Source organism: Nitratireductor rhodophyticola, assembly GCF_019891355.1.
GTDB classification, from domain to species: domain Bacteria; phylum Pseudomonadota; class Alphaproteobacteria; order Rhizobiales; family Rhizobiaceae; genus Nitratireductor; species Nitratireductor rhodophyticola.
This window is the reverse complement of record NZ_JAHSSF010000003.1, coordinates 697,194-724,115: the sequence shown is the minus strand read 5'-3', so window position 1 is coordinate 724,115 and position 26,922 is coordinate 697,194. Positions and strand designations below refer to the sequence as shown.

Genomic DNA, 26,922 nt, shown 5'->3' with positions numbered 1-26,922 from the left:
CCGCAGCAAATTCGTGTGAACAGGGGCTGTCATCTGGAACGCCGGAATGGGTCCTGACAGTCTGCTTTGCGGAGAGAAGACATGGCAAAAGTTATCGGTATCGACCTCGGAACAACCAATTCCTGCGTCGCCGTCATGGACGGCAAGGACGCCAAGGTTATTGAGAACGCGGAAGGTGCACGCACCACGCCGTCCATCGTGGCCTTCACGGATTCGGACGAGCGTCTGGTCGGCCAGCCGGCGAAGCGCCAGGCGGTCACCAACCCGGAAAACACCCTTTTTGCAATCAAGCGCCTGATCGGCCGCCGCTTCTCCGACCCCACGGTCGAGAAGGACAAGAAGCTGGTCCCCTACAAGATCGTCAAGGCCGACAATGGCGATGCCTGGGTCGAGGCGCATGGCAAGACCTATTCGCCCTCGCAGATTTCGGCGATGACGCTGCAGAAAATGAAGGAAACGGCTGAATCCTATCTCGGCGAGAAGGTCGAGAAGGCGGTCATCACCGTTCCCGCCTATTTCAACGACGCCCAGCGCCAGGCCACCAAGGACGCCGGCAAGATCGCCGGTCTTGAAGTGCTGCGCATCATCAACGAGCCGACCGCTGCCGCGCTCGCCTACGGCCTCGACAAGAAGGACGGCAAGACCATCGCCGTCTACGACCTTGGCGGCGGCACGTTCGACATCTCGATCCTCGAGATCGGCGACGGCGTGTTCGAGGTGAAGTCCACCAATGGCGACACGTTCCTCGGCGGTGAAGACTTCGACATGCGTCTGGTCGAGTATCTCGCAGCCGAGTTCAAGAAAGAGCAGGGCATCGACCTGCAGCAGGACAAGCTTGCCCTTCAGCGCCTCAAAGAGGCTGCCGAGAAAGCCAAGATCGAGCTGTCGTCTGCCTCGCAGACAGAGATCAACCTGCCCTTCATCACCGCCGACCAGTCGGGTCCGAAGCACCTGACCATGAAGCTGACGCGCGCCAAGTTCGAGAGCCTCGTCGAGGATCTGGTCAAGCGCACCGTCGAGCCCTGCAAGGCGGCGCTCAAGGATGCCGGCATGAATGCCGGTGAGATCGACGAAGTGGTTCTGGTCGGCGGCATGACACGCATGCCGAAGGTTCAGGAGACAGTGAAGAACTTCTTCGGCAAGGAGCCGCACAAGGGCGTGAACCCGGATGAAGTGGTTGCCATGGGTGCTGCCATTCAGGCCGGCGTTCTGCAGGGCGACGTCAAGGACGTTCTGCTGCTCGACGTGACCCCGCTTTCGCTGGGCATCGAGACGCTGGGCGGCGTGTTCACCCGCCTGATCGACCGCAACACGACGATCCCGACCAAGAAGAGCCAGGTCTTCTCGACCGCCGAGGACAATCAGAATGCGGTGACCATCAACGTGTTCCAGGGCGAACGCGAGATGGCTGCCGACAACAAGAGCCTGGGCCGCTTCGACCTGACCGGCCTTCCGCCCGCACCGCGCGGTGTGCCGCAGATCGAGGTCACGTTCGACATCGATGCCAACGGCATCGTCAACGTGTCCGCGAAAGACAAGGGCACCGGCAAGGAACAGGCGATCCGCATCCAGGCCTCCGGCGGTCTCAGCGACGACGAGATCGAGACCATGGTGAAGGACGCCGAGTCCAACGCCGAGGCCGACAAGAAGCGCCGCGAGGCCGTGGAAGCGAAGAACCAGGCCGAAGCCCTTATCCACTCGACCGAGAAGTCCCTTGGCGAGTATGGCGACAAGGTCTCCGAAGAGGAGAAAAAGGCCATCGAAGACGCGCTCGCCGAGCTGAAGACCGCTGTCGAAGGCGACGATGCCGAGGACATCAAGGCCAAGACCAATGCCCTCGCCGAGGCTTCAATGAAGCTTGGCCAGGCCATGTATGAGGCAAGTCAGGCAGAAGCGGCAGAAGCAGACGCTGCTGCCGATGCAAAGGCTTCGGGCGATGATGTCGTGGATGCCGATTTCGAGGAAATCGACGAGGACGACAAGAAGTCGGCCTGAACACCCTGACAGAACGACCAGAAAAGCCCGGGATTTGCGTCCCGGGCTTTTTCACATCTTCTTAAACCCCCTCCCAATAGACTTGCCGGCAAAATAAAGACTGCGGATTGGCCAGGGGGAGGCTAATGATCCGGTACCGGCTCTTCGAGATATGGCGCTTTGTCGCTGCGCTGTTGATCATGCTCTACCACTTCGGGCATTTCGCGCCCGGTGACGGGCTTGCCCTGAAAAACGAACTGGCGCCGCTCAGGCCGTTGCTCGACATGTTCTTCATCATATCGGGCTTTCTGATTTTCGCGCGTTATGGAGAGCAGGTCCGCGATGCCCGGAGCTACGGCATCTATCTCTACAAGAGACTGATCCGCCTTTACCCGCTCCACCTTGCCACGCTTTCCTATTTCGTTCTGATCGGCCTTCTCGTCTCCGTGGGCGTCTTGCGCACCGGTGGAGAGCCGCAGCTCTACGACTGGAGCGCGCTGCCGTCGAACCTCCTGCTCATACAGGCCTGGGGGGTGGAAGACAGGCTCTCCTTCAACTTTGTCTCCTGGTCGCTTTCAGCGGAGTGGTTTGCCTATCTCCTGCTGCCCGTCATCATCGTTGCCTTTCGTCGTGCCGGGCTGGCCGGTCTCTTCGTCCTGCTTTTCGCCTGCTACGCGACTTTGGAGCTGATGGTGCGCTCAGGCGTGATGCCGTTCGAAAGCTGGGTCATGGCCGATACCTGGGGCGCATACCGCACCTTCGCCGATTTTATTCTGGGCGCCCTGCTCGCGATTCTCGTGCACCGCTCTGCCTTGACGGTTTCAGCGCGATGGCCCGCCTGGGCCGCCATCCTGCTTGCCTGCGCCTCCATGCTGCTGCAACTGAACATCTATGTGACGCTGCTTCTGCTGGCGGTCGCGGTCTTCCTGGCGGGGCTTGTCGAGCGCAACGATCCTGAACGGTACAGCTATCCGGCCTTCCTGCGCCCGGCCGCCGCGGTCTCGTTCGGTGTTTATCTCTGGCACCCGGTTACCGAGAGCCTCTTTTTTTCCTATCTGTGGAGCCACCACATTCAGTCGCATTCCATTGCGCTTTTCTTTGGCTATACGGGCTCTGTGATGCTGGTGACGGTGATCTTCGCCATTGCGTCTTTCCGCTTCTTCGAAAACACGCTGTCCGGATACCTGTTGCGGGCCGCCGGTCTTGCACGGCCGAAACCCGCTTCGGCCAGGGCCGCGGCCGAGGTCAACTGAAAGCGGCCCGATGCCGCCAAATGGAGCCGCTACCGCGCTTACATGGCTGGCAATCTCATGAAAACTATGGCATTCGCTGTCGCGAATACCTAAATAACGGGCACTGATCGGGGAACGGTGTTCGCTCCAGATAGACTATGCGGGACTCTCATTGATGAAGGCAGATTTTTACGAGACGCTCAGCGTGTCGAGAAACGCCGACGAGAAGGAACTTAAGAGCGCTTTTCGCAAGCTCGCCATGCGGTATCACCCTGACCGCAATCCGGGCGACGACGAAGCCGAGCAGAAGTTCAAGGAAGTCAACGAAGCCTACGAGACGCTGCGCGACCCTCAGAAGCGCGCAGCCTATGACCAGTTCGGTCACGCCGCTTTCGAGAATGGCGGCATGGGCGGTCGTGGTGGCTTCGGCGGCGGCGGCGGATTCGCCGATATATTCGAAGACATTTTCGGCGACATGATGGGCGGCGGCGGACGACGCCGCGGTGGCCGCCAGCATGGCGCGGATCTGCGCTTCAACATGGAAATCACCCTCGAAGAGGCTTTCACGGGCAAGACCGGGCAGATTCGCGTGCCGACAGCCGTGGCCTGTGACGACTGCGCAGGCACGGGTGCCAGGCCCGGCACTTCGCCGACACAGTGCCAGATGTGCCACGGTTCCGGCCGGGTGCGCGCCGCGCAGGGCTTCTTCTCCATCGAGCGCACCTGTCCGACCTGTCAGGGACGTGGCGAAACCATTTCCGACCCCTGCCCAAAATGCTCCGGCCAGGGACGCGTGGCCGAGGAGCGGTCGCTCTCGGTCAACATTCCCGCCGGCATCGAAGACGGCACGCGCATCCGCCTTGCGGGTGAAGGCGAAGCGGGCCTGCGCGGCGGACCGGCGGGCGATCTCTACATCTTCCTTTCGGTCAAGCCGCATGAGTTCTTCCAGCGCGACGGAGCCGACCTTTATTGCAAGGTGCCGATTTCCATGACCACGGCGGCCCTCGGGGGCGCCTTCGAGGTCACCACGCTCGATGGGACACAGACCCGGGTGAAGGTGCCCGAGGGCACCCAGAACGGGCGGCAGTTCCGCCTGAGCGGAAAAGGCATGCCGGTTCTCCGGCAACCCAAGGTCGGCGATCTTTACATTCAGGTGGCCGTAGAAACGCCGCAAAACCTCACCAAGAAGCAACGGGAGCTTCTTGAGGAGTTCGAGAACATTTCCTCCAAGGAGAACAGCCCCCAGTCGGCTGGCTTCTTCTCGCGGATGAAGGACTTCTTCGAATCCTTCGGTGAGTAGCCAAACCGTGCTAAGAGGAACCACCGGGCCGTTGCCCGGTTGTTCTTATGCGGCCGGGCATTCTGACAGGGCCGCAGGGAGATCGGGAACGTGACGGAGGACGCCGGGAAGATGAGCAAGGGCTTGGATGTACGCAAGGCCATCGCGGATCGCTTTGGAGAAGAACTGCGTTTCTTTCGCGGCTGGATCGAGCAACCGAAGGCCGTCGGCTCCATCATTCCAACAAGCGGCGTGACGGCGAGGCGAATGGCCTCGGTCATCAACACGGATTCCGGCCTGCCGGTTCTCGAGGTGGGGCCCGGCACAGGCGTCATCACAAAGGCCATTCTGGCCCATGGCGTGAAACCCGAAAACCTCTATGCGGTCGAATACTCCCCGGATTTCGTCAAGCACCTGCGGGAAACCTATCCCGGAGTGCACGTCATTCAGGGCGATGCGTTCAATCTGGACCAGACGCTGACGCAGGCCCTGGGAGACAGGGCGCCACGGGTCTTCGATAGTGTCATCTCCGGAGTGCCCCTGCTCAACTTCCCTGTTGAAGCGCGCATCGCCTATCTGGATTCCCTGCTTGATCGCATTCCCGACGGGCGTCCCGTGATACAGCTCACCTACGGACCGAAATCGCCCATCCCGCCCGGACAGGGCGATTATACGGTCGAGCATTTCGATTTCGTGCTGCGCAACATTCCGCCGACGCAGCTCTGGGTCTACCGCCGCGGCAAACACTGATTTTTCACTCCGCCTCCTGACCTAACCGCCCCGCCCGGATTCGAGGCCTGTTCATCCACGCCGACATTGGCTATACGGCTCTCTCAAAAAGGAGCTGTGGCCAATGACCCCCAAGATTCTGGTTTTCGCGGGATCGATCCGCACCGGCGCCTTTAGCGGCCAGACTGCCGACGCCGCCATGAAAGAACTCGCGCAGCAGGGCGCCGAGGTGACGCGCATCTCGCTGGCGGACTACCCGCTTCCCATCATGGATCAGGATCTGGAGAAGGAGAAAGGCATTCCCGAGAATGCCTACAGGCTCGGCCGGCTGATCGCCGCCCATGACGGCGTGCTGATCGCCAGCCCGGAATACAACGCCTCCATCCCGCCTCTGTTGAAGAACACCATCGACTGGGTAAGCCGCATCTCGAAGGACGGTGGAAAGCCACTGCGCCCATGGGCTGGAAAGTCCATGGGGCTCTGCTCCTCCTCAGACGGCAATTTCGCCGGCATACGCGGGCTCTATCACCTGCGCGCCGTGCTGATGAACTGCAAGGCCGACATCATCACCCAGCAGTGCTCCGTTGCCCGCGCACAGGACGCCTTCGACGAGAATGGCGACTTCAGGGATGACCGCACGCGCGGGATGATGGAAGCCGTGTGCAGCAGCCTGATCGAACGCGCCAGATTGACATCGACAAGAGTGGGAGCCTGACCTTATGAGCGAAGCAATGCGGGACCGCCTGATCGTAGGCCTGGATGTGCCGACCCTGACCGAAGCCGACCGGGTGGTCGCGGCACTCGGCGATACCGTTTCATTCTACAAGATCGGTCACCAACTCGCCTTTGCCGGCGGGCTGGGCTTTGCGCGCGAGCTGGCCGGCTCAGGGAAGAAGATCTTCCTCGACATGAAACTCCTCGACATAGACAACACCGTGGCCAAGGGCGTGGAAAACATCGCCCGTATGGGCATGACCATGCTGACCATCCATGCCTACCCCAAGGCGATGCGCGCAGCCGTGCAGGCGGCGGAGGGCTCGGGGCTGACGCTGCTTGGCGTAACGGTTCTGACCTCGATGGACGATGCGGACCTCAACGAGGCCGGCTATGCGCTGACGGCGCGTGAGCTGGTGAAGAAGCGCGTCGCGCAGGCGCGCGAGGCAGGGATGGGCGGCATTGTCTGCGCACCGACCGAGGTGAGCGAAATGCGCGATGTGGCAGGTCCCGGCATGGCGCTGGTGACCCCCGGCATTCGCCCGGCAGGCAGCGACCATGGCGACCAGAAGCGTGTGATGACGCCCGGCGACGCGATCCGCGCGGGAGGCTCCCATCTGGTGGTGGCCCGCCCGATCGTGGCGGCGCAGGATCCGAAGGCCGCGGCGCAATCCATTCTCGACGAGATGGCCGCAGCCTGACAGAGTGGGCCGGACGCCGACCACGGAGGAGGAAATCATGCCCAAGGGTTACTGGATTGCCCATGTCGATGTGCGCGATCCCGAGCGCTACAAGGACTATGTGGCTACGGCCAAACCGGCTTTCGAGAAGTTCGGTGCGCGTTTTCTCGCGCGTGGCGGCACCTGGGAAGGACTGGAGGGCACGGGGCGCGGGCGCAATGTGGTGATCGAGTTTCCCTCGTTGCAGGCAGCGCGCGATTGCTACAACTCGCCTGAATATCAGGCCGCAAAGGCGATCCGCACGACCGTTGCGCAGGCCGACATGATCCTTGTCGAGGGTGCGGAATAAGCGGCGCACGAAGAGGACAGAGCCACGATCGATCTGCCTGAGAATTATACGATCCGGCCCTATCGGAGCGCAGACGCTGCGCTGCTGCCGGGGGTGGAGGCGCGTGCCGCACGGCTTTTTGCCGCGCATGGATATGCCGACCTGGCCGCCACTCCGGCCATGACGTCGAAAACGTTCGACAGGATCGCCCTTGAGAACCAAACCCTTGTCGCGGAGCACGAAACCGATGGCGCCGTCGGCTTCGCCATTTGCGGCACCATCGGCCCGTTTCTTCATCTGAAGGAGCTTTCCGTCGCGCCGGAGCACGGGAAGCGAGGGCTGGGCAGGGCGCTGCTTTCGGCGGTGGTTGGAGAAAGCGTTTCGCGCGGGCTTGACGGCGTGTCGCTCTCCACCTTTCGGACCGTGCCGTTCAATGCGCCGTTTTATGCGCGTCATGGCTTTGTGGAGCAGCCGCTCATTTCAGCGCCAGAAGCGCTGAGAGAGCGTTTTTTCTCCGAGATTCCACCGGGAATTGCGGCGGAAAGCCGTGTTTTGATGCTGCGTCGCAACAGACCCGGCTAATATTGCATGCCTATTTATCTATTAATATCAGTCTGTTGCAAGTTCTGCACTGAGGCAACTGCCGAGAAAACAGCGGTTCTATTGCAACGCAGCAAAAGTCGTTTACTCTAATTGGTATGCAAATGACCAAGGCTACACCGTTCTACACACACCTCCCCCGGCGGTCTGGCCATAGCGAAGGTCCTCCCAGGAAACCTAGCAATGTATTATCAGCTCTATGAATTCAACCACGCCGCGCTTCAACCGGCGCGGGCTTATGCCGATGCGGTTCGGCTCTTTTACAGCAATCCTTTAAACCCCGTCGCCAAGACCTATTTCGGTCGCACGGTGGCCGCGGCCGCCGAGGTTTTCGAGCGCAGCACGCGCCGCTATACCAAGCCCGAATTCGGCCTCACGGAGACCAGCGTCAATGGCGTGAAGGTGGCTGTGCGCGAACAGACCGTCTGGTCGCAACCTTTCTGCGATGTCATACGCTTCAAGCGTGACCTGCCTGAAAGCGCGCATCCGGGTCCGAAGATCCTGATGGTCGCGCCCATGTCGGGCCATTATGCCACGCTGCTGCGCGGCACGGTGGAGACCATGCTGCCCTATGCGGATGTCTACATTACGGACTGGGCAGACGCGCGCACGGTGCCGGTCACCGATGGGTCGTTCGATCTCGACGACTATATCGATTACCTGATCGACATCTTCGACCATATGGGGCCCGACACGCATGTGATGGCAGTCTGCCAGCCTTCCGTTCCGGTGCTTGCGGCCATCGCGCTGATGGAAGCGCGCGGTGAGAAAAACGTGCCCGCCAGCATGACGCTGATGGGTGGGCCGATCGACACGCGCAAGAACCCGACGGCCGTCAACGAACTGGCCGAGCAGAAGGACATATCCTGGTTTCGCGACAATGTGATCATGCCGGTGCCGTGGCCCAATCCCGGCTTCATGCGGCATGTTTACCCAGGTTTTCTGCAGCTCTCCGGCTTCATGAGCATGAACCTCGACCGGCACATCACGGCGCACAAGGACTTCTTCATGCACCTTGTGAAGAATGACGGCGACTCCGCCGAGAAGCACCGCGACTTCTATGACGAGTATCTCGCCGTCATGGACCTGACCGCCGAGTTTTACCTGCAGACCGTGGAGACCGTGTTCATTCGCCACGACCTGCCGCGCGGACAGATGCGGCATCGTGGCGAGCTGGTGGATCCCGCCGCCATTCGCCGTGTGGCGCTGTTGACCGTGGAAGGCGAGAACGACGATATTTCCGGCGTCGGCCAGACGAAGGCGGCGCATGATTTATGCGTCAACATTCCCGAAGACATGCGCCATCACTACATGCAGCCGACAGTTGGCCATTACGGTGTCTTCAACGGTTCGCGCTTCCGTTCCGAGATCGCGCCACGCATTCTCGACTTCATGCGCAGCCACCCTGCCGGCGGGCTGAAAACCACGACAAAAGCCCCCACCGGCGTTTCCCGGAAAAAGGTCCAGAAACGACAAATTCGGGCCAAGCAGCCCTGAAATTCCGAAAAAACGGGACCGTTTTCCGGAATTTTCTACCATGTCGAAGACCCTGCTGAACAGCAACCTCAACCCGCTGTGCATTTCAGCAACAGAGCGGATGAAACCGGCGCCGCGACCCGGCGCTGGTAACCATAGCTGGTAAGATTGCCCGCCCGCCGATTGACAGCGCCCCCTCGCGTTTCTTAACGTTTCGTTAACGATAGAAACAAGCGGGGAGCGGCATGATGGCTGCTTTGCGGGGGGTAATCCGCAACGGGATTTCTGCGGGCCTGATTCTGGCTGGCGCCATGACGGCACCGGCCGGAGCGACAAGCATGATGGCGACCGGCGGATTCACGTCCCAGCCGATCGGGCATTATGAGTTCTGCAAGGCCAATCCCGTCGAATGCTCCATTCGCATGCGCGACCAGGGGCCGGAGCACATGACGAAAACGCTCTGGAAGACGGTCAGCGATGTCAACGCGGCGGTGAATCGCGCCGTGAAGCCGATGAACGACATCGACATCTATGGCGCGGAAGAAGTCTGGACCTATCCCTCGACCGGTGTGGGCGACTGCGAAGACTATGTTCTGGAAAAACGCCGGGCGCTGAAGCGCGCGGGGTTATCGCTTACCAACCTGCTGATCACCGTTGTCCGCAAGCCCAATGGCGAGGGCCATGCCGTCCTGACCGTGCGCACCGACCGGGGTGACTTTGTGCTCGACAACCTGAATGACAGCGTGAAGCTGTGGAGCGCCACGAACTATCGCTACCTGAAACGGCAGGCCAGCAACCATACGGGACGGTGGGTGAGCCTTCGGGAGGGCAACAACCCGGTTGTCGGCGCGGTCAGCGAATAGCCCAGTGTTGTGGAACATAACTTACCATATTTGATGATGCTTGTCACCGAATAGAATAGCCTATCGTTGCTTAAAAAATGAGAGACTCTCTCAAACAACCCGTCGCGCTCAAAATAAAACCCGTCAAAATTGACGTTCTCTATTTCTGATCCTGAGACATACATATAGCCTTGGCTGAATTCGTGCGCGGACATTCGGCGGGCCTTATCAAATGACGTTTTGGGCGTATCTCTGTTAAGACGCAAATAGAATTTCTCTGGGTTCGCGATCACCATATGATCAATATTATTTCCTTCGCGAAGACTAATCTCAGTGGGGAAGCCTGCGTATATTACGCGGCGATTTTCATGGCTAACTTTTGTTAGAACGAAGCACGTTAGAAACGTGACATAGTTAGGCGACATTATCGAAGCTAGCGGCCCATACATAATTCGTCCCAAATATTTAAATCGAAACGACATTCTTTGGATAAAAATAGCAGACACAAATGCGACGCCGCATATTGCTATAAATATTATTATACAAAGTATTGGAAATTTTATTAAGAAGTTAATTATATTGTATCGAACACCATCATGAAATAAATAAAGTACGGAATTAAACTCAACCACTTTGATAGGTATTTCATATTCGTAGAAAATATTTATAAATAATATTAATGCGTTGCATAGAACTATAAAAACAATTAATATTGCTACAGAGTACAAAATTACAGCGATAGACGAATAAATTGTTCCAGAGGCGAAAAAGGGCCGCTTAACAAGCGACCCTTGATACACAGCGTAACGAAAAATCAGACCTGGCACGAGCAGCAAAAACAAGGCCAATGTAGACGCGCTAAGAGACATCAGCGCGTCTTAACCGGCGGCAGCACGAGCGTCCTCTTCGCTCATAATTTTCTTAATCCGTTCGCGAACTTCTTTTTCCTCAAGCTTCAAACTTTGCTTCTCAGTCGCAAGCTGCGAAAGGGCACGATAAACCACCGAAAAAGAGCCTTTAGCTTCTCTCCGGAATTCATCCAGAATCTGATCACGTCGAGCGAATGCATTCATATCACCATCCTCTCAATCACAATCCTACTCCGATAACGGCCTTATAAAGCCAACGTTCCGCAAATTTCTTAGACTGCGGTGAACTCAGATCACCCTACGTCCGTGTTTGGGGTACGTCAATCGTGTGTCTTTGAGTGGTTACAATTCATGTAATCATTCAGCTTCATGTTTCCAAGCTGAGGTCGTGGACGCCGATCACGTCCATGCACATCATAAAGAACGCTGCCGTGAAACTCCCGCGGCTTATTTTGTTCGCAATGTTGCGCTCGGATTCCTTGGCACCTTTTTCCGTAAGCCGCTCAGCTAGGTCCGCGTAGGTTATGCCCCGGCGCTTCAGTTTGCCTTTGAGGACGTTTTTGGCGCGCTCAGCGTAGAGCGCGGTAGGCGTTTCGTTCGTTGCTGCCAGCGTCGAACATAGCTGAACCGTTCATGCTGATGAAGCGTCCCATTGGGACAAGCTGGCCGCGTACTTCCCGATAAAGCGCATCAATCACCAAGTGGCTTATTCGCAAGATGGCGCTTGCACCAATCAGGCTGAATCGTTCTTCTCTCGTATGCGTCGGGCAGAAATTGGCACCCACCATCGCATTGCCGACAACTATCTGGTATCTTACGCCGCCGAAATGCCATGGTCATTGGCGCTGTGGCTATCAAACCAATGGCGCGGGTACTGGCAACGCAGAAGGCGAGCCTAGCCGTCGAGGTATTAGTCGAATACGTCATCCTTTTTCGGCGGATCGCCAGCCCCTTCATCATCCTCAATGATGTTTGCGGTAGGTCTAACCCGTCGCTGCATCTTGCGGATAAAAATCCGCAAGTGATCCTCAAGATCCGCAAAACTATCAGACGAGAGGTTTTCAGGGAATGAGATCGTCACGTCTCCCTCGTCAAGGGCGACAATCTCCCGTCGCATCCCTTGCGGCGCGACTGGCCATCCGCCACCGGCAACTTGACCTGAACGAGACTGTCGCGTCTGGCGGTGCGGTTCTACGGCTTGCATGATCTCACCATCATCGTCAGGAGACGAACGGGAATCGCAGTCCCTATCCGCTACTGTTACAAGCGCGATTGTAGCCAGATAGGTGCGGGCGGCTTTCGTAGCGGCCTCACTCGAAAAGCCCCGTTTGACAAGCCAGTATTTTAGGTTGCTATCACTTGGCGGTGTGGGAAATTCTTTCGAAATGTCGCTAAACAGCGGAGGCCTAAGAGCCATGCGCTGGAGGGCCTCAGACTTTTCGCTGGATTCTTCTGGAGCCATGAGAGCCGTTATTGCTTCCTCCGACACGCGGTTCTCGTCACCGGTTCCTTCCACAACACCGTAAGCGCGCAAAGCGCCGATTTTTCCTAGAGCCGGCCCGCTCAGACTGTCGTGGCCTAAGTGGGATGCCAACGCCAGTTGTGGAATCTTATTGCGTCCGTCTTTGTCGAACAGCTTTCGCGCCATTGCCAGCGCGGAGGCTAGGTCAACCTGCGGGTAATTAGGGCTTCGTACCCTTGCCATCTGCGACCCCTCCTATCGGGCTCTCGACTTATCTCATCCGCCAAGAGAATAATCAAGAGAAGAATTAGACACGCTAACTGAGAATAGACTTGCCAGGAGCCGTGCCGCATGTATGCTGCCATCGCCGAGGGAGAACCCTCGGCGATTCGCAGCCATAGGAGATGCGATGGAACCCATATGACGGACTTCCTGATCTGGCGAGGTCTTGCCACCTGGTCATTTCAGCAGTCGCCGCAGGGCGGCAGGGGTCGGGACGCGAATGCCCCGGCTCCACACTGGCCCGGAAATGGTTCCGGGGCAGAACCGTGACCGAATATCGGACACCTACAATAAGACCATGATTCATTTAGGAATCCGCGTCAACTGATATTCGGTCACGTTCATGCTGCGAGGTAAAAAGCATGAAAGACCGCAAGCTGACGCCGGAAATGGTTCCGGTGATCAAATTGGCCCGAGGTTTGGATTATAACTACGCGCGCATCGCGAGCTATTTCCAGATCAACCAAGGCAGGATCGCGGACGTGATGACAGGGCGCAAGTTCCCCAACATCCCGCCCGCGAACGAACTACCCGCCGACTTCCCTTCGGCGTAGGACAGCAAAGATAGGGGTGGCCTACTGGTCACCCCTTTTCAGTCTCCACAATTTGTACGGCCTGTACTCATCGTGGTTTTCGGTCCGGCCGCATTCCTCGATCAACCCTTGGCCCACGCACGTCTTTATACAAGCGCCAATGCGCTTCCTTATTATCGTCGTGGTGGCGTCGTCGGCAGCCAAACCACGGTCCTCCAACCACACCTCAACGATCTGGCGCGACGTGAGCGGTTCCGTTGCCTCACGAAAGGTATTCAGGATGAACCGCTTCACCGAGCCTTTCTGTGCCCGGTGCTTGGTCACCTACTCCTTTATCGGGGACGTGTCGGCGTTCGGATCGAATAGCCTTATGGCGGCGTCCAGGTGGTCTATGTCGACCGTGAGCTTCTTGATCTCGGCTTTATACCGGTCGCGAAGTGCCACAAGCTCCGCATGCTTGGCAACAAGGCCCGCAACTGTGTTCGGGCGGTCGTATTTCGTCTGATCCGTTATATCAGATGGCGTAGCTCATTATTATCAGTATGCCTATCATCATATTTGGTGAGCTTGCCCCATAATGCCGGAATAATCGGATCGCCGTGCCCCAACCTTCGTCACAATTGGCCTTCTAAACTCTCCGACCCTGCTGAAACGGGAGTTCTGGATGCATGGCTTCATGTCTTTGCCGGGCCGACAGGTTTTGTGCCTTGTGGCGGCGCTTCTGATGGCTGTGGCCTCTCACACCGGCGCTTTTGCGCAGCCCCCTCTCATCGCGGCTGCCGAAAGCGGCGACCTCGCCGCGCTACAACGCGCGCTCCAGGCCGGCGCCGCACTCGAGGAACGCGACGCGCGGCAAAGAACGGCGCTGATGGCGGCCGTCCAGACAAACCAGACCGACGCCGCACGCCTTCTCATCGAAGCGGGTGCGGACGTCAACGCCCGGGACGGGATCGACGACAGCCCCTATCTTCTTGCAGGCGCGCGGGGCTATCTGGAAATTCTTCGCCTGACGCTCGAAAACGGGGCCGATCTTGAAAGCACCAACCGGTTCGGTGGCACGGCACTCATTCCCGCTGCCGAGCGCGGCCATGTCGAGACCGTGCAGACGCTGATCGCTGCCGGCGTGGACCCGGATCACATCAACAGGCTTGGCTGGACGGCGTTGCTGGAGGCGGTGATCCTGGGCGACGGAGGGCCGGACCATGTGGCCATCGTCAAACTGCTGGTCGACGCCGGTGCCGACACCGACATCGCCGACCGCGCGGGCATGACCGCCCTGCAGCATGCAAAGCGCAGCGGCTATGCGGAGATCGTTGAGATATTGCAGGCTGCAGGCGCACATTAGATCGGCGCGCACTGCAACGCGCCACGCTCCATCGCATGGTCTTGACAACTCATAACTGGAGAGCTATCGGTTTAATTCATAGCCCTCTAGTTATGAGTTGCAATGCAGCAGTCCCGCGATATCCTCTTTCGTACGCTGGCGGACCCGACGCGCCGCGCGATCTTTGAGCGTCTTTGCCGTGACGGCGACCTGACAGTCGGGGTGCTCACGGCTGGCGCCGGTGTGTCGCAACCCGCCGTCTCAAAACACCTCGGCGTGCTGAAACGCGCGGGGCTTGTACGCGATCATCAGGAGGGCCGGCAGACCCGTTACAGCGCGCAGATCGAAGCACTGACTCCCCTCATCGACTGGACAAAAGAGATGAACGGCTTCTGGCAGAGCCGCTTCGACGACCTTGAAGACCTGCTCAACAGGATGGATCAATGACACATGCCGCAACCGAAACGCGCTCCGTGGTGGTCGAGCGTGAGATTCCGCACCCGCCGGAAAAGATCTGGCGCGCGCTCACGCAGCCGCACCTGATCGCGGAATGGCTGATGAAAAACGATTTCGAAGCGCGTGAGGGCCACCGGTTCAGCCTGACCGCCGACTGGGGCGGCGTGGACTGCGTGGTAGAGACGGTGGAGCCGCACAGGGCGCTTTCCTATGCCTGGGACACGAAGGACCTGCGCAGCACCGTCAGCTGGACCCTCACTCCTACAAAGGACGGGACGCTCCTGCGCATGGAGCAGGAAGGGTTTCAGCCGAACCAGAAGCCCTATTTTCAGGGCGCAAGTGTGGGATGGCCGCGCTTTATCTCCGCGCTCGAACGGGTGGTCGAGAGGCTCGACTGAGGCGGCTGCGCAAAGCCGAACGAATGCGACCTGGAATGCATGAGGACGATACATGACCACAGCCGATACCGGAAAATCACCGCCCGAGCTGATCGACGCCAGGATCGCGGAACTGGGCGACTGGCGCGGCGAGTTGCTTTCAAGGCTTCGCGACATCATCAAACAGGCGCTTCCCGACGTGATCGAGGAGTGGAAATGGCGCGGCGTGCCGGTCTGGTATCAGGACGGTATGCTCTGCACCGGAGAGACCTACAAGAAGGCCGTAAAAATGACCTTTGCCAAGGGTGCTTCGCTTGAAGACCCGTCCGGCCTCTTCAATGCCAGTCTTGAAGGGAACACACGGCGCGCCATCGATTTCCATGAAGGGGAGGCCATCGACGAGGACGCGCTGAAGGCGCTTCTTCGCGCCGCCGCGCGACTGAACGCATCGACACAGAAACGGGAGCGCACCAGATGAAGTGGAATCTCTGGCTTCGGCAGGCGCATCGCTGGATTTCGATCGCCTTCACGCTTGGCGTGATCATCAACACCATCGCGGCGATGCGCGGCCAGGAACCGCCCGTCTGGGTTTACTTTCTGGCCAGTGGCCCGCTTATCCTGCTGCTGATCACCGGACTTTATCTTTTTGCGCTTCCCTATGTGACGCGCCGCCGCGCGCATGGAAAAGCCAACGCATAACAATATCAGGAGGCATGCAGATGCCTGCGAAATCTTCCGGGAAAGCACAGGGCAAGACGGAACCGCCACGTCTCCTGTCCGGCGGAAACCCGCAGATACCCAAGGGCGATGGGGATGCACCCGTTCAGGCCTACATCGCGGCGATGCCAGGCTGGAAGCGTGAGGCCGGTCGCCTGATCGACCGGTTGATCGTGCGCGAGCTTCCCGAGGTTCGCAAGGCGGTGAAGTGGAACTCACCGCTCTACGGGATCGAGGGCCAGGGCTGGTTTCTCGGGCTGCACTGCTACACGCGCTATATCAAAATGGCGTTCTTTCACGGCGCCGCGCTTGAACCGCTGCCCCCCGTGGCATCCAAAGACGCCAACACGCGCTATTTTCACCTTCATGAGGATGAAGTGCTCGACGAAGCCCGCTTCACCTCATGGGTGCGGCAGGCATCCGCCCTGCCCGGCTGGGTTCCCTAGATCGCCGTGCGTCCGTCCGGAAGCACAAAGGACGATCTATACTATTGATGGAGCATCGGAATAAACCGAAAACCGGTTTCCACTTTTCGGGCCGATGCTTAAGATCGCCGTGCGTCCATCCAGACGCACAAAGGACGATCTAGACTGATGATGGAGCATCGGAATAAACCGAAAACCGGTTTCCACTTTTCGGTCCGATGCTCTGGAACAGTTCACCGTTTCATGATCCAACCCTGACGCCCTGGCGCGGTGCATTAATTAGCCAGCTTTATTCCTCGTCAGAGCCATCATCTTTCCTGCAGGGCAAGACGTGCGCCGAGAGCCAGATAGATGGTGCCGACGACGCGCCCCTGCCAGCGTGCGACCGCAGGGTTGCGCCGTAGCCACGCACCGACCGAGCCGGCGCCGATCGCAATGAGCGAGGTGAAGGCCGCGCTCATCACGACAAAGACAAATCCCAGTGTCGCGAGCTGGAGGACGGCCGAGCCTCCCGGCTGAACGAACTGCGGCAGAAAGGCAAGGAAGAACAAAGCCGTCTTCGGGTTGAGCACCTCGGCAAACAGTGCCTGCCGAAAGGCCCGCGGCGCCGTCAGCGGCCGCACGACGGGCAGATCAAACCGGTCCGTCTTCTCCAGAAAAGCGCTGATGCCGAGGTAGATCAGATAAGCGACACCGATATATTTGACGATGGTGAAGGCCAGCGCCGAGGTCATGAGGATCGCGGACAGACCGACTGTCGCCATGATCGTGTGAACCAGATCGCCCGCCGCGATGCCGAGCCCCGTGGCGATGCCGATCCGCCGACCGCCGCTGGCGGCACGGGCAAGTGTCATCAGCACTGCAGGACCGGGGATCAGAAACAGTCCCAGGACAACGAGCACGTAGGTCAACAGGGTTCCGGTCTCGACCATTTCATCCTCTCTGTGAAGCGCCATGCGCCCTTGCGGGCACTTGAAAGACGTTCAATCTCTGCACTCTTCCCCATCGATGCGGACACCAGATGATCCCATCTGACCGCAAAATGCTCCAGAGCCACCGGCGCAACTATGCGGTGCTTTTCAGACTGCAGCAACCTCGCACCCCGCGCGCAACAGATTCAGGCAATCTCCGCCCTTGCCTGCCCGGCCATGCGATAGGAAATCGCTTCGGCGATATGGGGTCGCGCAACGGCATCGGCACCGTCGAGATCCGCCAGCGTGCGCGCGACCTTGAGCACGCGATGATAGGCGCGGGCAGAAAAGCCAAGTTTCTCGCTCGCCTGACGGATCAGGGCCGTGCAATCGGCATCGAGAGAAACGACGTCTTCGATGAGTGCTGCGGAACAGGATGCATTCGTGGTCCACGCCGGCAGGCCATGCGCCGTGTAGCGTGCCTGCTGCTTTTGCCGGGCAAAGGCGACACGCTCGGCCACGGCAGCGCTCGTTTCGGCCCGCCCTGCCCCGCCGATGAGATCTCCGGCAGAAACCGCAGGAACATCGATGCGAAGATCGATGCGGTCGAGCAGCGGACCTGAAATGCGCGCCTGATAATCCGTCACGCAGCGCGGCCCGCGCCGGCAACGATGGCCGGGCTCCCCCGCCATGCCGCAGCGGCACGGGTTCATGGCGGCGACAAGCTGGATGCGCGCCGGGTAGCTGACCCGGTGATTGGCACGGGCGATCACGCATTCGGCGGTCTCGAGTGGCTGGCGCAGGGAATCGAGAACCTGCGGGGAGAACTCCGGCAATTCATCGAGAAACAGAACGCCATGATGGGACAGCGAGGCCTCGCCGGGCCGGGCCTTCAACCCGCCGCCCACGATGGCCGCCATGGATGCGGAATGGTGCGGCGCGCGAAAGGGGCGCCGGTCCGACAGTTTCCCATCCGCCAGTTCGCCGGCGATGGAGGCGATCATCGAAACCTCCAGAAGCTCGCGCGGCGCGAGCGGCGGCAGGATGGACGGCAGGCGCTGCGCCAGCATGGACTTGCCGGCGCCCGGTGGCCCGACCATCAGGAGATTGTGGCCACCGGCAGCCGCCACTTCGAGCGTTCGCTTGGCGGCTTCCTGCCCGCGAATATCGGCAAGGTCCGGCACCGTGGACGGCGGCGGATAGAGCGCCGGCTCCGGCCGGCTCATGACCTGGCTACCCCGGAAATGATTGGCCAGCGCGATGAGGCTGCGCGGAGCGAGAATATCTATATCCGCGCCGGCCCATGCCGCTTCCGCGCCACAGGCGTGGGGACAGATCAGGCCGCGTTCCATGGCGTTTGCACCAATGGCAGCCGGCAAAACACCATTGACCGCAGCGACCGTGCCATCGAGCGACAGTTCGCCGAGGACGACGTAACCCGCCAGCGCATCTGAAGGGACAGCGCCGAGCGCCGCCATCAGCCCCAGAGCGATGGGGAGATCATAATGGCTTCCCTCCTTCGGCAGATCGGCGGGGGCGAGATTGACCGTCACCTTCTTCGGCGGCATGGACAGGCCGGAGGCATGAAGCGCGGCCTGCACCCGCTCCCGGCTTTCCGCCACCGCCTTGTCGGCGAGCCCGACGATCTGCATTCCCATCTTGCCGGGGGCAACCATGACCTGCACGTCGACGGGAACGGCCTCCACCCCCTGAAAGGCCACAGTGCGGACATGCGAAACCATGCGTTATCCCCCCAGCCACGCCTGAACCGGCTGTTTCTGGATCGCCATGCACCCATTCGGGCGCACAAAGGCGGTCCAGGTCTTTGAAAGGGCATCGGAACAACCCGAAAACCGGTACCCACTTTTCGGTCCGATGCCCTGGCATCCACAAGACGCAGGCAGGCCTGCATCCCGGCAAGACGCATCAGAAATACAGCCAGAACAAGAAATCTCATCGCCCTGCAACTTCATTGAAGCAGGTTCCGGCGATCAGATCAAGAACGTTTCAGGAACAGGCAAGCGTATGGGTTGTTTTCGGGTTGCAGGCGGTTGTGCCGGCGGAACAGGGCCATATCAGCCGCCGGCCCGACGCGCCTCAACGGCCTCCCAGAACAGGGCGGCAATGTCGGCTCCGCCGAACCTCTTCACCTCCCGGATGCCCGTTGGCGAGGTCACGTTGATTTCCGTCAGCCAGTCGCCGATGACATCGATGCCGACCAGGGTGAAGCCGCGTTCGCGCAGGGACGGGCCGATGCGCGCGCAGATCTCGCGCTCGCGCTCGGTCAGTTCCGCATGTTCCGCGCGGCCGCCGACATGCATGTTGGAGCGGGAATCATGATCGGCGGGAACCCGATTGATAGCACCGACGGGCTCGCCCTCGATGAGGATGATGCGCTTGTCGCCGCCCCGCACCTCTTTCAGATAGCGCTGCACGATGAAAGGCTCGCGGAAGGCGCCCATGAACATCTCCAGCAGCGAAGCGAGATTGCGGTCACCCTCCCTCAAATGGAAGATGCCCGCACCGCCATTGCCGTAGAGCGGCTTGACGATGATGTCGCCATGCTTTTTCCGGAAATCGTCGACCTCACGCGTGTCACGCGTGATGAGGGTTTCGGGCATCAGGTCCGCAAACTCGGTGACGAAGATCTTTTCGGGACTGTTTCGCACCCAGGACGGATCGTTGACGACCAGTGTCTTCGGGTGGATGCGGTCGAGGATGTGGGTGGTGGTGATGTAATTCATGTCGAAGGGCGGGTCCTGGCGCAGAAGCACCACGTCCATCTCCGACAGATCGAGCCGCTGCGGCGCGCCCAGCGTGAAGTGATTGCCCTCTTCGTCCCGCACTTCCAGCGTCTCGGCCCAGGCAATGACCTTTCCATCGACCATGGAGAGCCTGTCCGGCGTGTAATGCCAGAGCGCATGACCCCTCGCCTGCGCTTCGAGAGCGAGCGCAAAGCTCGTGTCGCCGGCAATCGAGACGGTGGAAATGTGGTCCATCTGGACCGCGACTTTAAGGGACATGGAATAAACTCCGGAGGGAAACTGGCAGCTCGCCTCCAACATTCGCTTCCCATCCGCTTCGACGGCGAGAGCAAAGGCCGGAAACAACGGTGCCACTGGCCGCTTTATATTTCCTGGGTCGGGACCCTGATGGAATTTATGAATTCGACATTCGATCTCAAGGTGGGACCAAGCAAATATCGGTGTCAAACTCATTCCAATGGCGGCAGCAGATGACGGCGCGAGCGCGCCCGTGTCAAGCCGGTGGAGCGGTCCGCGCGCGGTGCCGTGCCGGATCGGCGACAATCAGATACGCTTTATTCGAATATTGGATACGATTCCTAAACAATTTAGGTCCATGGTTCGGCGCATGTGATCAAAAAATCGCCAGAGCAACGGAGTTTCGATGCAGCCGGCGCCCGCACAAGAACGGACGATAACGGCAGACCAGTCCGACTTTGCCTTCACCGATGCGTTGACGGGCCTGGGAAACATGCGTCGGTTCTTCGACAAGATTAACCGACTGATCGAAGAACGCGCCGACGACCCCGCCCCCTTTGCGATTGGCGTTCTCGACCTTGACGGCTTCAAGCCGATCAACGACCTCTTCGGCCGCGCTGCCGGCGACGAAATCCTGCAACAGGTTGCCATGCGGCTTCGGGCGGCGATGGATGCGCACTCCACGGAGACGCGGATCGGCGCCGACGAGTTTGCGTTTCTGTTTCCTCTCGTCTTCAGCGAGGAGGCGGCGCGCGAGAAGACCAGGCTCCTGATCGAAATCCTTTCCGCCCCCTATGATGTGGGGCAGCGCACGGCCAGGCTTTCGGCTTCGGCCGGCTGCTCGCTCTATTATTCGGAAGAGGAAACGAGCGAGGTTCTGCTCAACAAGGCGGAAACCGCGCTCTACCAGGCCAAGCGTACCGGCCGTGGGGCCGTGGTGGTCTACACACGCGAAATGGAAGAAGCCGCCAAGCGCGTGACCCATATCGAACAGGCGCTGAGACGCGCCGTGGCCGCAGGCGAGGTGGAGCCGCACTTCCAGCCGATCGTGGACCTGAACACACGCCGCACGGTGGGTTTCGAGACGCTCGCCCGCTGGACGGACAGGGATCTCGGGCCGGTTTCCCCCGGCATATTCATTCCCATCGCCGAAGAACGCGGCATTATCGGCCAGCTCTCGCAGCTCGTTCTGCGCAAGGCCACGGAGGCCGCGCGCGACTGGCCCAAAGACCTGTTCCTGTCGTTCAATCTCTCGCCATCGCAGCTCGTCGACCACAATACCGGGCTGCAGATTCTCTCCATTCTGGAACGGACGGGCTTCGACCCGCGCCGGCTGGAGATCGAGATCACCGAAACCGGCCTGATGAACGACCCCGCCTCGGCGCGTCGCATCGTGGAAGATCTGCGCCGTGTCGGCATCCGTGTATCGCTGGACGATTTCGGCACCGGCCAGTCCAGCCTCGGGCGGCTGCGCGAGTTCCATTTCGACAAGCTGAAGATCGACCGCGCCTTCGTGGCATCTATCCTCGACGACCGGCCGTCGGAACACATCATCCGGGCCATTCTTGCCATGTGCGAAGGGCTGGGCATGGATGTTGTCGCAGAAGGCATCGAGGCCGAAGCACAGGCCGACCGGCTGGTGCAGTTTGGCTGCGCGGGCGGGCAGGGCTATCTCTTCGGCCGCCCCTGCAACGCCGATGCGACGCTTGGCTATCTTCGCCAGAACAATGAGGCGCCGGCGCAGCGCAAAGCCGTCATCTGACCGGGGCGCGCGCAGGGCGTCACTGTGTCTTGAGGCAGACCCTGGTATGCCCGGCACGAATGAAGCCAAGCCTTGCGGCGGCGGCTTTCGACAAATCCAGTATCCTGCCACGCACGAAGGGGCCGCGATCGTTGATCCGCACCACCACGCTGCGGCCATTGCGCTTGTTCGTCACACGCAGCTTCGTGCCGAAGGGAAGGGTGCGATGCGCCGCTGTCATCGCCGCGGGGTTCATTCGCTCGCCGGAAGCGGTCATGGAGGTCAGCGCGTACCATGATGCGCTACCGCACTGCGCGAAGGCCGGCGCAGAAAGCACGGTGACGATCAGAGCGGCTGCGGGCGCGATCTTCGCGCCGCGGGAAAGTCGCTTGTGCATTTTTTCGTCCTGGATTGTCGTTGCCAGGGGGCCTAACGGCCAATTGAGGCGAGGACGGGGCACTTTCCCTAACGGCAGGGCCCGACGCCCTTAACGTTGGGGTAAGGGGCGGCTGATATCCGCCAGATCATGAAACTGGTTGTCCTCAAAGCTGTCATTGCAACGCTGTTGTCCATCATCGCCTCTCTGGCGATCTGCTGGATTGCCATCCATCTGACCGGCGGCTCCATGAACTGGTTTGCGGCGCTGCTGAGTGCGCTCTGCCCGCTGCTCATCGCCTTTCCTGCCAGCATGTACACATTTTACCAGAACCACAGGATCGCGCTGGCGCACCAGGAGCTGGAGGCGACCCATCGCGAGCTGGCCGGCGTCTATCGCAAACTTGCCGCGGCGGCGCGTATCGACGAGATGACAGGGCTGCTCAACCGCAGCACGTTCATCGCGGAACTGAACCAGGCCGGGCAGCGGGGCGCCGGTGGCGTTCTGCTCGTCATTGACGCGGACGACTTCAAGGGGATCAACGACACCCACGGGCATCTGACCGGGGACCGCGCACTGGCGGCCATCGCAGATGTCATCCGGGACGTGTTTTGCGGAGAAGGTCTTGCCGGCCGCATCGGCGGCGAGGAATTCGGCGTGTTTCTCGAAGCGACCACACTTTCAAAGGGCGAAGCGCTTGCCGAACGGCTGCGGCGCGGCGTCGAGCGCATCGAGCTTCACACGGAACGGAACGGTCTCGCGCGGCTCAGCGTGAGCATCGGTATCGCCTTTGTCGAGGAAGCCGCAGACTTTTCCAGCCTGATGGCGACCGCCGACGAGCAGCTCTATGTGGCGAAGCGGCGCGGCCGAAACCAGGTTTCCGTACCGGAGATGCAGAGCGCGACCGTGCAGCTGCGCACGGCTTCGTGAAGCGGCCATCCCGATCGACATACAAAAAGCGCTGCGGGAGCAAACGCGCAGCGCCGGGAGATGCTCGTATCGAACTCGAAGAATGGTGCCCAGGAGAGGACTCGAACCTCCACGCCTCGCGGCACACGGACCTGAACCGTGCGCGTCTACCAATTCCGCCACCTGGGCAGGTGTGCGATGCCGATGTAAGGGCCGAACCCTTCCGTGTCAACGCGGATTCTTGCTGTTTGTCAGGAAAATGACAAAAGCCCCGCGCGGGCCTCGCGCAAAAGCGGGCGGGGGCGCATTTGGACGCCCCCGGAAAGGCGTTCAGTCGTCCAGAACCTCTTTCGAGGCTACGGTCGAATCGGCGTTGAGCCGGTAGACGATGGGAACGCCGGTGGCGATTTCCATCTTCACGATCTCCTCGCCCGAAAGGCCGTCGAGCGCCATGACAAGGGCGCGCAGCGAATTGCCGTGTGCGGCCACCAGAACCGTCTCGCCGCGCAGCACATGCGGCAAAATCTCATGCAGGAAATAGGGCCACACGCGCGCGCCCGTGTCCTTCAGGCTTTCGCCGCCGGGGGGCGGGGTGTCATAGGAACGGCGCCAGATATGCACCTGCTCCTCGCCCCATTTTTCGCGCGCATCGTCCTTGTTGAGGCCCGATAGGTCGCCATAGTCGCGCTCGTTGAGCGCCTGGTCGCGGATGGTTTCCAGATCCTCCATCCCGAGCTCTTTCAGGATGTGATCATTGGTGACCTGCGCGCGGGAGAGGACCGACGTGTAGGCAATGTCCGGCTTGAAACCGCGCGCCTTCAGCCGGCGGCCGGCATCCTTCGCCTCTTCATGGCCCTTTTCGGTAAGGCCCGGATCACGCCAGCCGGTGAACAGGTTCTTCAGGTTCCATTCGCTCTGGCCGTGGCGAACGAGAATAAGGGTACCGGACATGGTGCGTTCCTTGTTGCTTCGTGATGGTGGGGTCAGTTGAGCCCGAGCACGTCGAGCATGGAATAAAGGCCGGGCTTGCGGCCATGCGCCCAAAGAGCGGACCTGGCCGCGCCATGCGCGAAGATGCCGCGATCCTCGGCCTGGTGCGAAAGCGTGATGCGCTCGCCGGAACCGGCGAGAATGACCGAATGCTCGCCAACGACAGACCCGCCCCGCAGCGTGGCAAAGCCGATCGTGCCCTCCTCGCGCGGGCCGGTCTGGCCGTCGCGCACGCGCACGCTCTTTTCCGCCAGTGCGATCTCGCGCCCCCTTGCGGCGGCCTCGCCCAGAAGCAGCGCCGTGCCAGACGGGGCATCGACCTTGTGGCGGTGGTGCATTTCCAGCACCTCGATGTCGAAATCAGACGCCTCCAGCGCGCGGGCGGCTTTCTCGACCAGAACGGCAAGCAGGTTCACGCCAAGGCTCATATTGCCCGACTTGACGATGGTGGCGTGATGCGCGGCGGCCCTGATTTTCGCCTCGTGCTCCGGCGCAAAACCGGTGGTGCCAATGACATGGACGATCTGCGCCTGCGCGGCGTAGCCGGCAAACTCCACGCTGGAGTCCGGCGAGGTGAAATCCAGCACGCCATCGGCCTTTGCGAAGGCGGCCAACGGGTCATCGGTGATGGCAATATTGATCGTGCCGATGCCGGCGAGCTCGCCCGCATCGCGCCCCAGGAAAGAAGAGCCCGGACGCTCTACCGCAGCGGCGACGCGCAGCCCGTCCATTGCGTGCACGGTGCGGATCAGCGTCTGGCCCATGCGGCCAGCCGCCCCAACGATGACAAGCCCCATATCGCTCATGTGTTCTGCTCCTGCGGCTCTGCTGTGGTGTTGGCGAGCAGGTTCTCGCCCTTCTGGCTCTGCATGCGGTGGAAGCGTGCATAGATGCCGTGCGGTTTGGCAAGGAGGCTCTCATGCGTGCCTTCTTCCACCAGATGGCCTTCTTCAAGCACGACGATGCGGTCGGAATTGACCACGGTGGAAAGCCGGTGCGCTATGACGAGCGTGGTGCGGGTTTCCATGATGCCTTCCAGCGCCTGCTGGACACGCGCTTCCGACTCGTTGTCGAGCGCGGAGGTCGCCTCGTCGAGCAGCAGGATCGGCGCGTCGCGCACGATGGCGCGGGCAATGGAAATGCGCTGGCGCTGGCCGCCGGAGAGGTTGGCGCCGTTCTCGCCAACCAGCGTGTCGTATCCTTCCACCTGCTGGCGGATGAAATCGTCGGCGAAGGCAAGCCTTGCCGCTTCCTCGACCTCGGCATCGGTTGCATCGGGGCGGCCATAGCGGATGTTGTCGCGGATCGTGCCTTCGAAAAGATAGGGCTGCTGCGAAACATAGGCGATGGCATTGCGCAGCGAGCTCTTGGTGACGGAGGATATGTCCTGCCCGTCGATTTCGATCCTGCCGCCATCGAGATCGTAAAAACGCTGGAGAAGCGCGAAGAGCGTGGACTTGCCGGCGCCGGACGGGCCGACGATGGCCGTGGTCTCACCCGCTCTGGCGACAAAGCTGATGCCGTGCAGCACCGGCAGATCGTCGCCATAGGAGAACGCCACTTTGTCGAAGGTGACGGTGCCCTTTTTTACGGCCAGCGTGCCCGCGCCCGGCGCATCACGCTGCTGGGGCTCGGTGTCGAGGATCTCGTAGATCATGCGGGCATTGACCAGCGCGCGTTCGAGATTGACCTGCACGCGGGCAAGCTTGCGCACCGGATCATAGGCGAGGAGCAGGGCGGTGATGAACGCGAAGACGGAGCCCGGCGGCTGCGCGCTGACGGAAGCGCGCCAGGCCGCGTAGCCGATCACGCCGGCAATCGCCAGCCCCGCCAGAAGCTCGGTGATGGGGCCAAGGCGCTCGGAGACACGGGCGATCTTGTTGGAACGGTCCTCGGCATAGGAGATCAGCCCGGACATCTTGCCCGAGAGCTGGTCTTCCATGGTGAAGGCCTTGATGATGGCAATGCCCTGCACCGATTCCTGCATCGCGCCCAAGAGGCGGGAGTTCACATCCACCGCCTCGCGCGTCACGCGGCGCAGCCGGCGCATCAGATAGTTGACCGAGTAGATGAGCGGCGGGCCGATCACCAGCGCGATGACCGAGAGCAGGGGATCCTGCATCACCATCACGGCAACGAGACCGATGAGGGTGACGAGATCGCGGGCGATTGAGGCGACCGTCATGTTGAGCAGGTCGCGGATGCCGGTCACGTTCTGACTGATCTGGGCGGCGAGCTGGCCGGAACGGGTGGCCGTAAAATAACCGATGCCGAGCCGCATCAAATGATCGAACATGCGCTGCTGATAGCGGGCGACGATATTGTTGCCGATCTTTGCCAGCATGACCGACTGGCCATAGGTGGCGAAGCCGCGAATGGCGAAGGCGGCAACAATGGCGCCGCAAATCCAGCCAACCAGCTCCCAGCGCTGGCGATAGAAGACCTCGTCGATGATGTCGCGCATGATCCACGCGCTGAAGGCGGTGGTGGCGGCAATGGCCAGCATGCAGGCAATCGCGATCAGATAGTGGCCGATATAATCGCGGCCGTTCTCCGCGAAGATGCGGCGAATGACCGGGAGAACCTCTCCCACATCCGCCTTGTTCTTTCCAAGCTTCAAAACATCCGTTCCTGTTCAGCCGGGCGACCGGGCGTTGAGCAGCCGCGCTTTCCAGCAACAGGCTATGCCCGTTC

General features: G+C 60.5%; 29 protein-coding genes, 1 tRNA gene and 1 pseudogene. 20 read left to right on the top strand and 11 right to left on the bottom strand.

Annotated elements, in window-relative coordinates; all coding sequences use genetic code 11:
* Positions 1–81 precede the first annotated feature (81 nt).
* The 10 genes from dnaK to KUG85_RS14500 all read left to right on the top strand — a co-directional run bounded on the left by dnaK (position 82) and on the right by KUG85_RS14500 (position 9,875).
* Entirely contained in the window at positions 82–1,995 is a 1,914-nt protein-coding gene (gene dnaK, locus KUG85_RS14545; RefSeq protein ID WP_065816712.1) for a molecular chaperone DnaK, read from the top strand.
* Between the two features lie 125 nt (positions 1,996–2,120).
* Positions 2,121–3,227: an acyltransferase family protein gene (locus KUG85_RS14540; RefSeq protein WP_223005695.1), complete on the top strand. Its 1,107-nt coding sequence runs from the start codon at positions 2,121–2,123 to the stop codon at positions 3,225–3,227.
* Between the two features lie 154 nt (positions 3,228–3,381).
* Entirely contained in the window at positions 3,382–4,506 is a 1,125-nt protein-coding gene (dnaJ, locus tag KUG85_RS14535; protein ID WP_223005694.1) for a molecular chaperone DnaJ, read from the top strand.
* Between the two features lie 111 nt (positions 4,507–4,617).
* Complete coding sequence (gene pmtA, locus KUG85_RS14530; protein WP_065816715.1) at positions 4,618–5,235, top strand: phospholipid N-methyltransferase PmtA; 618 nt, start codon at positions 4,618–4,620, stop codon at positions 5,233–5,235.
* Between the two features lie 103 nt (positions 5,236–5,338).
* On the top strand, positions 5,339–5,929 hold the full coding sequence (locus KUG85_RS14525; protein WP_223005693.1) for an NADPH-dependent FMN reductase: 591 nt from the start codon (positions 5,339–5,341) through the stop codon (positions 5,927–5,929).
* 16 nt (positions 5,930–5,945) lie between these two features.
* On the top strand, positions 5,946–6,629 hold the full coding sequence (gene pyrF / locus KUG85_RS14520; protein WP_223005867.1) for an orotidine-5'-phosphate decarboxylase: 684 nt from the start codon (positions 5,946–5,948) through the stop codon (positions 6,627–6,629).
* 37 nt (positions 6,630–6,666) lie between these two features.
* Positions 6,667–6,957 carry a DUF1330 domain-containing protein gene (locus KUG85_RS14515; protein ID WP_007009066.1) on the top strand — a complete coding sequence of 97 codons (291 nt, stop codon included), beginning with the start codon at positions 6,667–6,669 and terminating at the stop codon, positions 6,955–6,957.
* Between the two features lie 159 nt (positions 6,958–7,116).
* Positions 7,117–7,518 (top strand): GNAT family N-acetyltransferase, encoded by a 402-nt coding sequence (locus KUG85_RS14510; protein WP_255606413.1) that lies wholly within the window; start codon positions 7,117–7,119, stop codon positions 7,516–7,518.
* A gap of 201 nt (positions 7,519–7,719) precedes the next feature.
* Positions 7,720–9,033, top strand: a complete 1,314-nt coding sequence (locus KUG85_RS14505; RefSeq protein WP_223005691.1) for a polyhydroxyalkanoate depolymerase — start codon at positions 7,720–7,722, stop codon at positions 9,031–9,033.
* 227 nt (positions 9,034–9,260) lie between these two features.
* Positions 9,261–9,875 carry a transglutaminase-like cysteine peptidase gene (locus KUG85_RS14500; RefSeq protein ID WP_223005690.1) on the top strand — a complete coding sequence of 205 codons (615 nt, stop codon included), beginning with the start codon at positions 9,261–9,263 and terminating at the stop codon, positions 9,873–9,875.
* 857 nt (positions 9,876–10,732) lie between these two features.
* On the opposite strand, the gene KUG85_RS14495 is transcribed toward KUG85_RS14500, so the two are convergent.
* Positions 10,733–10,927 carry a hypothetical protein gene (locus KUG85_RS14495; protein ID WP_223005689.1) on the bottom strand — a complete coding sequence of 65 codons (195 nt, stop codon included), beginning with the start codon at positions 10,925–10,927 and terminating at the stop codon, positions 10,733–10,735.
* Positions 10,928–11,090: 163 nt separating this feature from the next.
* Positions 11,091–11,249: a DUF6471 domain-containing protein gene (locus KUG85_RS14490; protein ID WP_255606436.1), complete on the bottom strand. Its 159-nt coding sequence runs from the start codon at positions 11,247–11,249 to the stop codon at positions 11,091–11,093.
* 103 nt (positions 11,250–11,352) lie between these two features.
* Between KUG85_RS14490 and KUG85_RS14485 the strand changes: the two are divergent.
* Positions 11,353–11,622, top strand: a pseudogene (locus tag KUG85_RS14485) (transposase); the annotation flags it as partial.
* A gap of 11 nt (positions 11,623–11,633) precedes the next feature.
* On the opposite strand, the gene KUG85_RS14480 reads toward KUG85_RS14485, so the two are convergent.
* Positions 11,634–12,428 carry a hypothetical protein gene (locus KUG85_RS14480; RefSeq protein WP_223005688.1) on the bottom strand — a complete coding sequence of 265 codons (795 nt, stop codon included), beginning with the start codon at positions 12,426–12,428 and terminating at the stop codon, positions 11,634–11,636.
* A gap of 401 nt (positions 12,429–12,829) precedes the next feature.
* On the opposite strand from KUG85_RS14480, the gene KUG85_RS14475 reads away from it, so the two are divergent.
* The 7 genes from KUG85_RS14475 (at position 12,830) to KUG85_RS14440 (ending at position 16,320) form a co-directional block, all read left to right on the top strand.
* A complete protein-coding gene (locus tag KUG85_RS14475; protein WP_223005687.1) occupies positions 12,830–13,021 on the top strand; it encodes a hypothetical protein in 192 nt (63 codons plus the stop codon).
* Between the two features lie 703 nt (positions 13,022–13,724).
* Positions 13,725–14,345 (top strand): ankyrin repeat domain-containing protein, encoded by a 621-nt coding sequence (locus KUG85_RS14465; protein WP_255606435.1) that lies wholly within the window; start codon positions 13,725–13,727, stop codon positions 14,343–14,345.
* 102 nt (positions 14,346–14,447) lie between these two features.
* Positions 14,448–14,771: an ArsR/SmtB family transcription factor gene (locus KUG85_RS14460; protein WP_065816721.1), complete on the top strand. Its 324-nt coding sequence runs from the start codon at positions 14,448–14,450 to the stop codon at positions 14,769–14,771.
* Positions 14,768–15,178 carry an SRPBCC family protein gene (locus KUG85_RS14455; RefSeq protein WP_025029693.1) on the top strand — a complete coding sequence of 137 codons (411 nt, stop codon included), beginning with the start codon at positions 14,768–14,770 and terminating at the stop codon, positions 15,176–15,178. Before KUG85_RS14460 ends, KUG85_RS14455 begins: the two co-directional genes overlap by 4 nt.
* Positions 15,179–15,230: 52 nt before the next feature.
* Positions 15,231–15,635 (top strand): DUF1801 domain-containing protein, encoded by a 405-nt coding sequence (locus KUG85_RS14450; protein ID WP_007009073.1) that lies wholly within the window; start codon positions 15,231–15,233, stop codon positions 15,633–15,635.
* Complete coding sequence (locus KUG85_RS14445; RefSeq protein ID WP_223005685.1) at positions 15,632–15,856, top strand: hypothetical protein; 225 nt, start codon at positions 15,632–15,634, stop codon at positions 15,854–15,856. Before KUG85_RS14450 ends, KUG85_RS14445 begins: the two co-directional genes overlap by 4 nt.
* A gap of 20 nt (positions 15,857–15,876) precedes the next feature.
* Entirely contained in the window at positions 15,877–16,320 is a 444-nt protein-coding gene (locus KUG85_RS14440; protein WP_223005684.1) for a DUF1801 domain-containing protein, read from the top strand.
* A gap of 287 nt (positions 16,321–16,607) precedes the next feature.
* Here the strand turns inward: KUG85_RS14440 and KUG85_RS14435 are convergent, their stop codons facing one another.
* From KUG85_RS14435 to gshB, 3 genes are all read right to left on the bottom strand, one after another.
* The gene (locus tag KUG85_RS14435) at positions 16,608–17,231 is read right to left on the bottom strand and encodes a LysE family translocator (RefSeq protein WP_065817084.1); all 624 of its coding nucleotides are present in this window, start codon (positions 17,229–17,231) and stop codon (positions 16,608–16,610) included.
* 185 nt (positions 17,232–17,416) lie between these two features.
* A complete protein-coding gene (locus KUG85_RS14430; protein ID WP_065816723.1) occupies positions 17,417–18,952 on the bottom strand; it encodes a YifB family Mg chelatase-like AAA ATPase in 1,536 nt (511 codons plus the stop codon).
* A 333-nt stretch (positions 18,953–19,285) separates the two neighbouring features.
* The gene (gshB, locus tag KUG85_RS14425; RefSeq protein ID WP_223005683.1) at positions 19,286–20,233 is read right to left on the bottom strand and encodes a glutathione synthase; all 948 of its coding nucleotides are present in this window, start codon (positions 20,231–20,233) and stop codon (positions 19,286–19,288) included.
* A gap of 385 nt (positions 20,234–20,618) precedes the next feature.
* On the opposite strand from gshB, the gene KUG85_RS14420 reads away from it, so the two are divergent.
* On the top strand, positions 20,619–21,974 hold the full coding sequence (locus KUG85_RS14420; RefSeq protein WP_223005682.1) for a putative bifunctional diguanylate cyclase/phosphodiesterase: 1,356 nt from the start codon (positions 20,619–20,621) through the stop codon (positions 21,972–21,974).
* 19 nt (positions 21,975–21,993) lie between these two features.
* Here KUG85_RS14420 and KUG85_RS14415 read toward each other — a convergent pair whose 3' ends face one another.
* Positions 21,994–22,350, bottom strand: coding sequence for a septal ring lytic transglycosylase RlpA family protein (locus KUG85_RS14415; RefSeq protein WP_223005681.1), 357 nt, complete (start codon positions 22,348–22,350; stop codon positions 21,994–21,996).
* Between the two features lie 129 nt (positions 22,351–22,479).
* On the opposite strand from KUG85_RS14415, the gene KUG85_RS14410 reads away from it, so the two are divergent.
* Complete coding sequence (locus tag KUG85_RS14410) at positions 22,480–23,259, top strand: GGDEF domain-containing protein (protein WP_223005680.1); 780 nt, start codon at positions 22,480–22,482, stop codon at positions 23,257–23,259.
* An 83-nt stretch (positions 23,260–23,342) separates the two neighbouring features.
* Here KUG85_RS14410 and KUG85_RS14405 read toward each other — a convergent pair.
* The 4 genes from KUG85_RS14405 to KUG85_RS14390 form a co-directional block, all read right to left on the bottom strand.
* Positions 23,343–23,427: transfer RNA gene (locus tag KUG85_RS14405), tRNA-Leu, on the bottom strand.
* Between the two features lie 141 nt (positions 23,428–23,568).
* Positions 23,569–24,189 (bottom strand): 2,3-bisphosphoglycerate-dependent phosphoglycerate mutase, encoded by a 621-nt coding sequence (locus KUG85_RS14400; RefSeq protein ID WP_223005679.1) that lies wholly within the window; start codon positions 24,187–24,189, stop codon positions 23,569–23,571.
* A gap of 32 nt (positions 24,190–24,221) precedes the next feature.
* A complete protein-coding gene (gene dapB, locus KUG85_RS14395; RefSeq protein WP_223005678.1) occupies positions 24,222–25,034 on the bottom strand; it encodes a 4-hydroxy-tetrahydrodipicolinate reductase in 813 nt (270 codons plus the stop codon).
* Positions 25,031–26,848 carry an ABC transporter ATP-binding protein gene (locus KUG85_RS14390; RefSeq protein WP_223005677.1) on the bottom strand — a complete coding sequence of 606 codons (1,818 nt, stop codon included), beginning with the start codon at positions 26,846–26,848 and terminating at the stop codon, positions 25,031–25,033. Before KUG85_RS14390 ends, dapB begins: the two co-directional genes overlap by 4 nt.
* Positions 26,849–26,922 lie beyond the last annotated feature (74 nt).

Bases quoted from the DNA above. Each gene is read 5' to 3' on its own strand.
- KUG85_RS14430 (WP_065816723.1), bottom strand. From the start codon at position 18,952: ATGGTTTCGCATGTCCGCACTGTGGCCTTTCAGGGGGTGGAGGCCGTT.
- KUG85_RS14480 (WP_223005688.1), bottom strand. From the start codon at position 12,428: ATGGCAAGGGTACGAAGCCCTAATTACCCGCAGGTTGACCTAGCCTCC.
- KUG85_RS14465 (WP_255606435.1), top strand. From the start codon at position 13,725: ATGGCTGTGGCCTCTCACACCGGCGCTTTTGCGCAGCCCCCTCTCATC.
- KUG85_RS14410 (WP_223005680.1), top strand. From the start codon at position 22,480: ATGAAACTGGTTGTCCTCAAAGCTGTCATTGCAACGCTGTTGTCCATC.
- KUG85_RS14440 (WP_223005684.1), top strand. From the start codon at position 15,877: ATGCCTGCGAAATCTTCCGGGAAAGCACAGGGCAAGACGGAACCGCCA.
- pmtA (WP_065816715.1), top strand. From the start codon at position 4,618: ATGAGCAAGGGCTTGGATGTACGCAAGGCCATCGCGGATCGCTTTGGA.
- KUG85_RS14525 (WP_223005693.1), top strand. From the start codon at position 5,339: ATGACCCCCAAGATTCTGGTTTTCGCGGGATCGATCCGCACCGGCGCC.
- KUG85_RS14450 (WP_007009073.1), top strand. From the start codon at position 15,231: ATGACCACAGCCGATACCGGAAAATCACCGCCCGAGCTGATCGACGCC.
- dapB (WP_223005678.1), bottom strand. From the start codon at position 25,034: ATGAGCGATATGGGGCTTGTCATCGTTGGGGCGGCTGGCCGCATGGGC.
- KUG85_RS14435 (WP_065817084.1), bottom strand. From the start codon at position 17,231: ATGGTCGAGACCGGAACCCTGTTGACCTACGTGCTCGTTGTCCTGGGA.
- KUG85_RS14510 (WP_255606413.1), top strand. From the start codon at position 7,117: ATGACGTCGAAAACGTTCGACAGGATCGCCCTTGAGAACCAAACCCTT.
- gshB (WP_223005683.1), bottom strand. From the start codon at position 20,233: ATGTCCCTTAAAGTCGCGGTCCAGATGGACCACATTTCCACCGTCTCG.
- dnaK (WP_065816712.1), top strand. From the start codon at position 82: ATGGCAAAAGTTATCGGTATCGACCTCGGAACAACCAATTCCTGCGTC.
- KUG85_RS14445 (WP_223005685.1), top strand. From the start codon at position 15,632: ATGAAGTGGAATCTCTGGCTTCGGCAGGCGCATCGCTGGATTTCGATC.
- KUG85_RS14475 (WP_223005687.1), top strand. From the start codon at position 12,830: ATGAAAGACCGCAAGCTGACGCCGGAAATGGTTCCGGTGATCAAATTG.
- KUG85_RS14455 (WP_025029693.1), top strand. From the start codon at position 14,768: ATGACACATGCCGCAACCGAAACGCGCTCCGTGGTGGTCGAGCGTGAG.
- KUG85_RS14540 (WP_223005695.1), top strand. From the start codon at position 2,121: ATGATCCGGTACCGGCTCTTCGAGATATGGCGCTTTGTCGCTGCGCTG.
- dnaJ (WP_223005694.1), top strand. From the start codon at position 3,382: ATGAAGGCAGATTTTTACGAGACGCTCAGCGTGTCGAGAAACGCCGAC.
- KUG85_RS14460 (WP_065816721.1), top strand. From the start codon at position 14,448: ATGCAGCAGTCCCGCGATATCCTCTTTCGTACGCTGGCGGACCCGACG.
- pyrF (WP_223005867.1), top strand. From the start codon at position 5,946: ATGCGGGACCGCCTGATCGTAGGCCTGGATGTGCCGACCCTGACCGAA.
- KUG85_RS14505 (WP_223005691.1), top strand. From the start codon at position 7,720: ATGTATTATCAGCTCTATGAATTCAACCACGCCGCGCTTCAACCGGCG.
- KUG85_RS14495 (WP_223005689.1), bottom strand. From the start codon at position 10,927: ATGAATGCATTCGCTCGACGTGATCAGATTCTGGATGAATTCCGGAGA.
- KUG85_RS14420 (WP_223005682.1), top strand. From the start codon at position 20,619: ATGCAGCCGGCGCCCGCACAAGAACGGACGATAACGGCAGACCAGTCC.
- KUG85_RS14400 (WP_223005679.1), bottom strand. From the start codon at position 24,189: ATGTCCGGTACCCTTATTCTCGTTCGCCACGGCCAGAGCGAATGGAAC.
- KUG85_RS14500 (WP_223005690.1), top strand. From the start codon at position 9,261: ATGGCTGCTTTGCGGGGGGTAATCCGCAACGGGATTTCTGCGGGCCTG.
- KUG85_RS14415 (WP_223005681.1), bottom strand. From the start codon at position 22,350: ATGCACAAGCGACTTTCCCGCGGCGCGAAGATCGCGCCCGCAGCCGCT.
- KUG85_RS14515 (WP_007009066.1), top strand. From the start codon at position 6,667: ATGCCCAAGGGTTACTGGATTGCCCATGTCGATGTGCGCGATCCCGAG.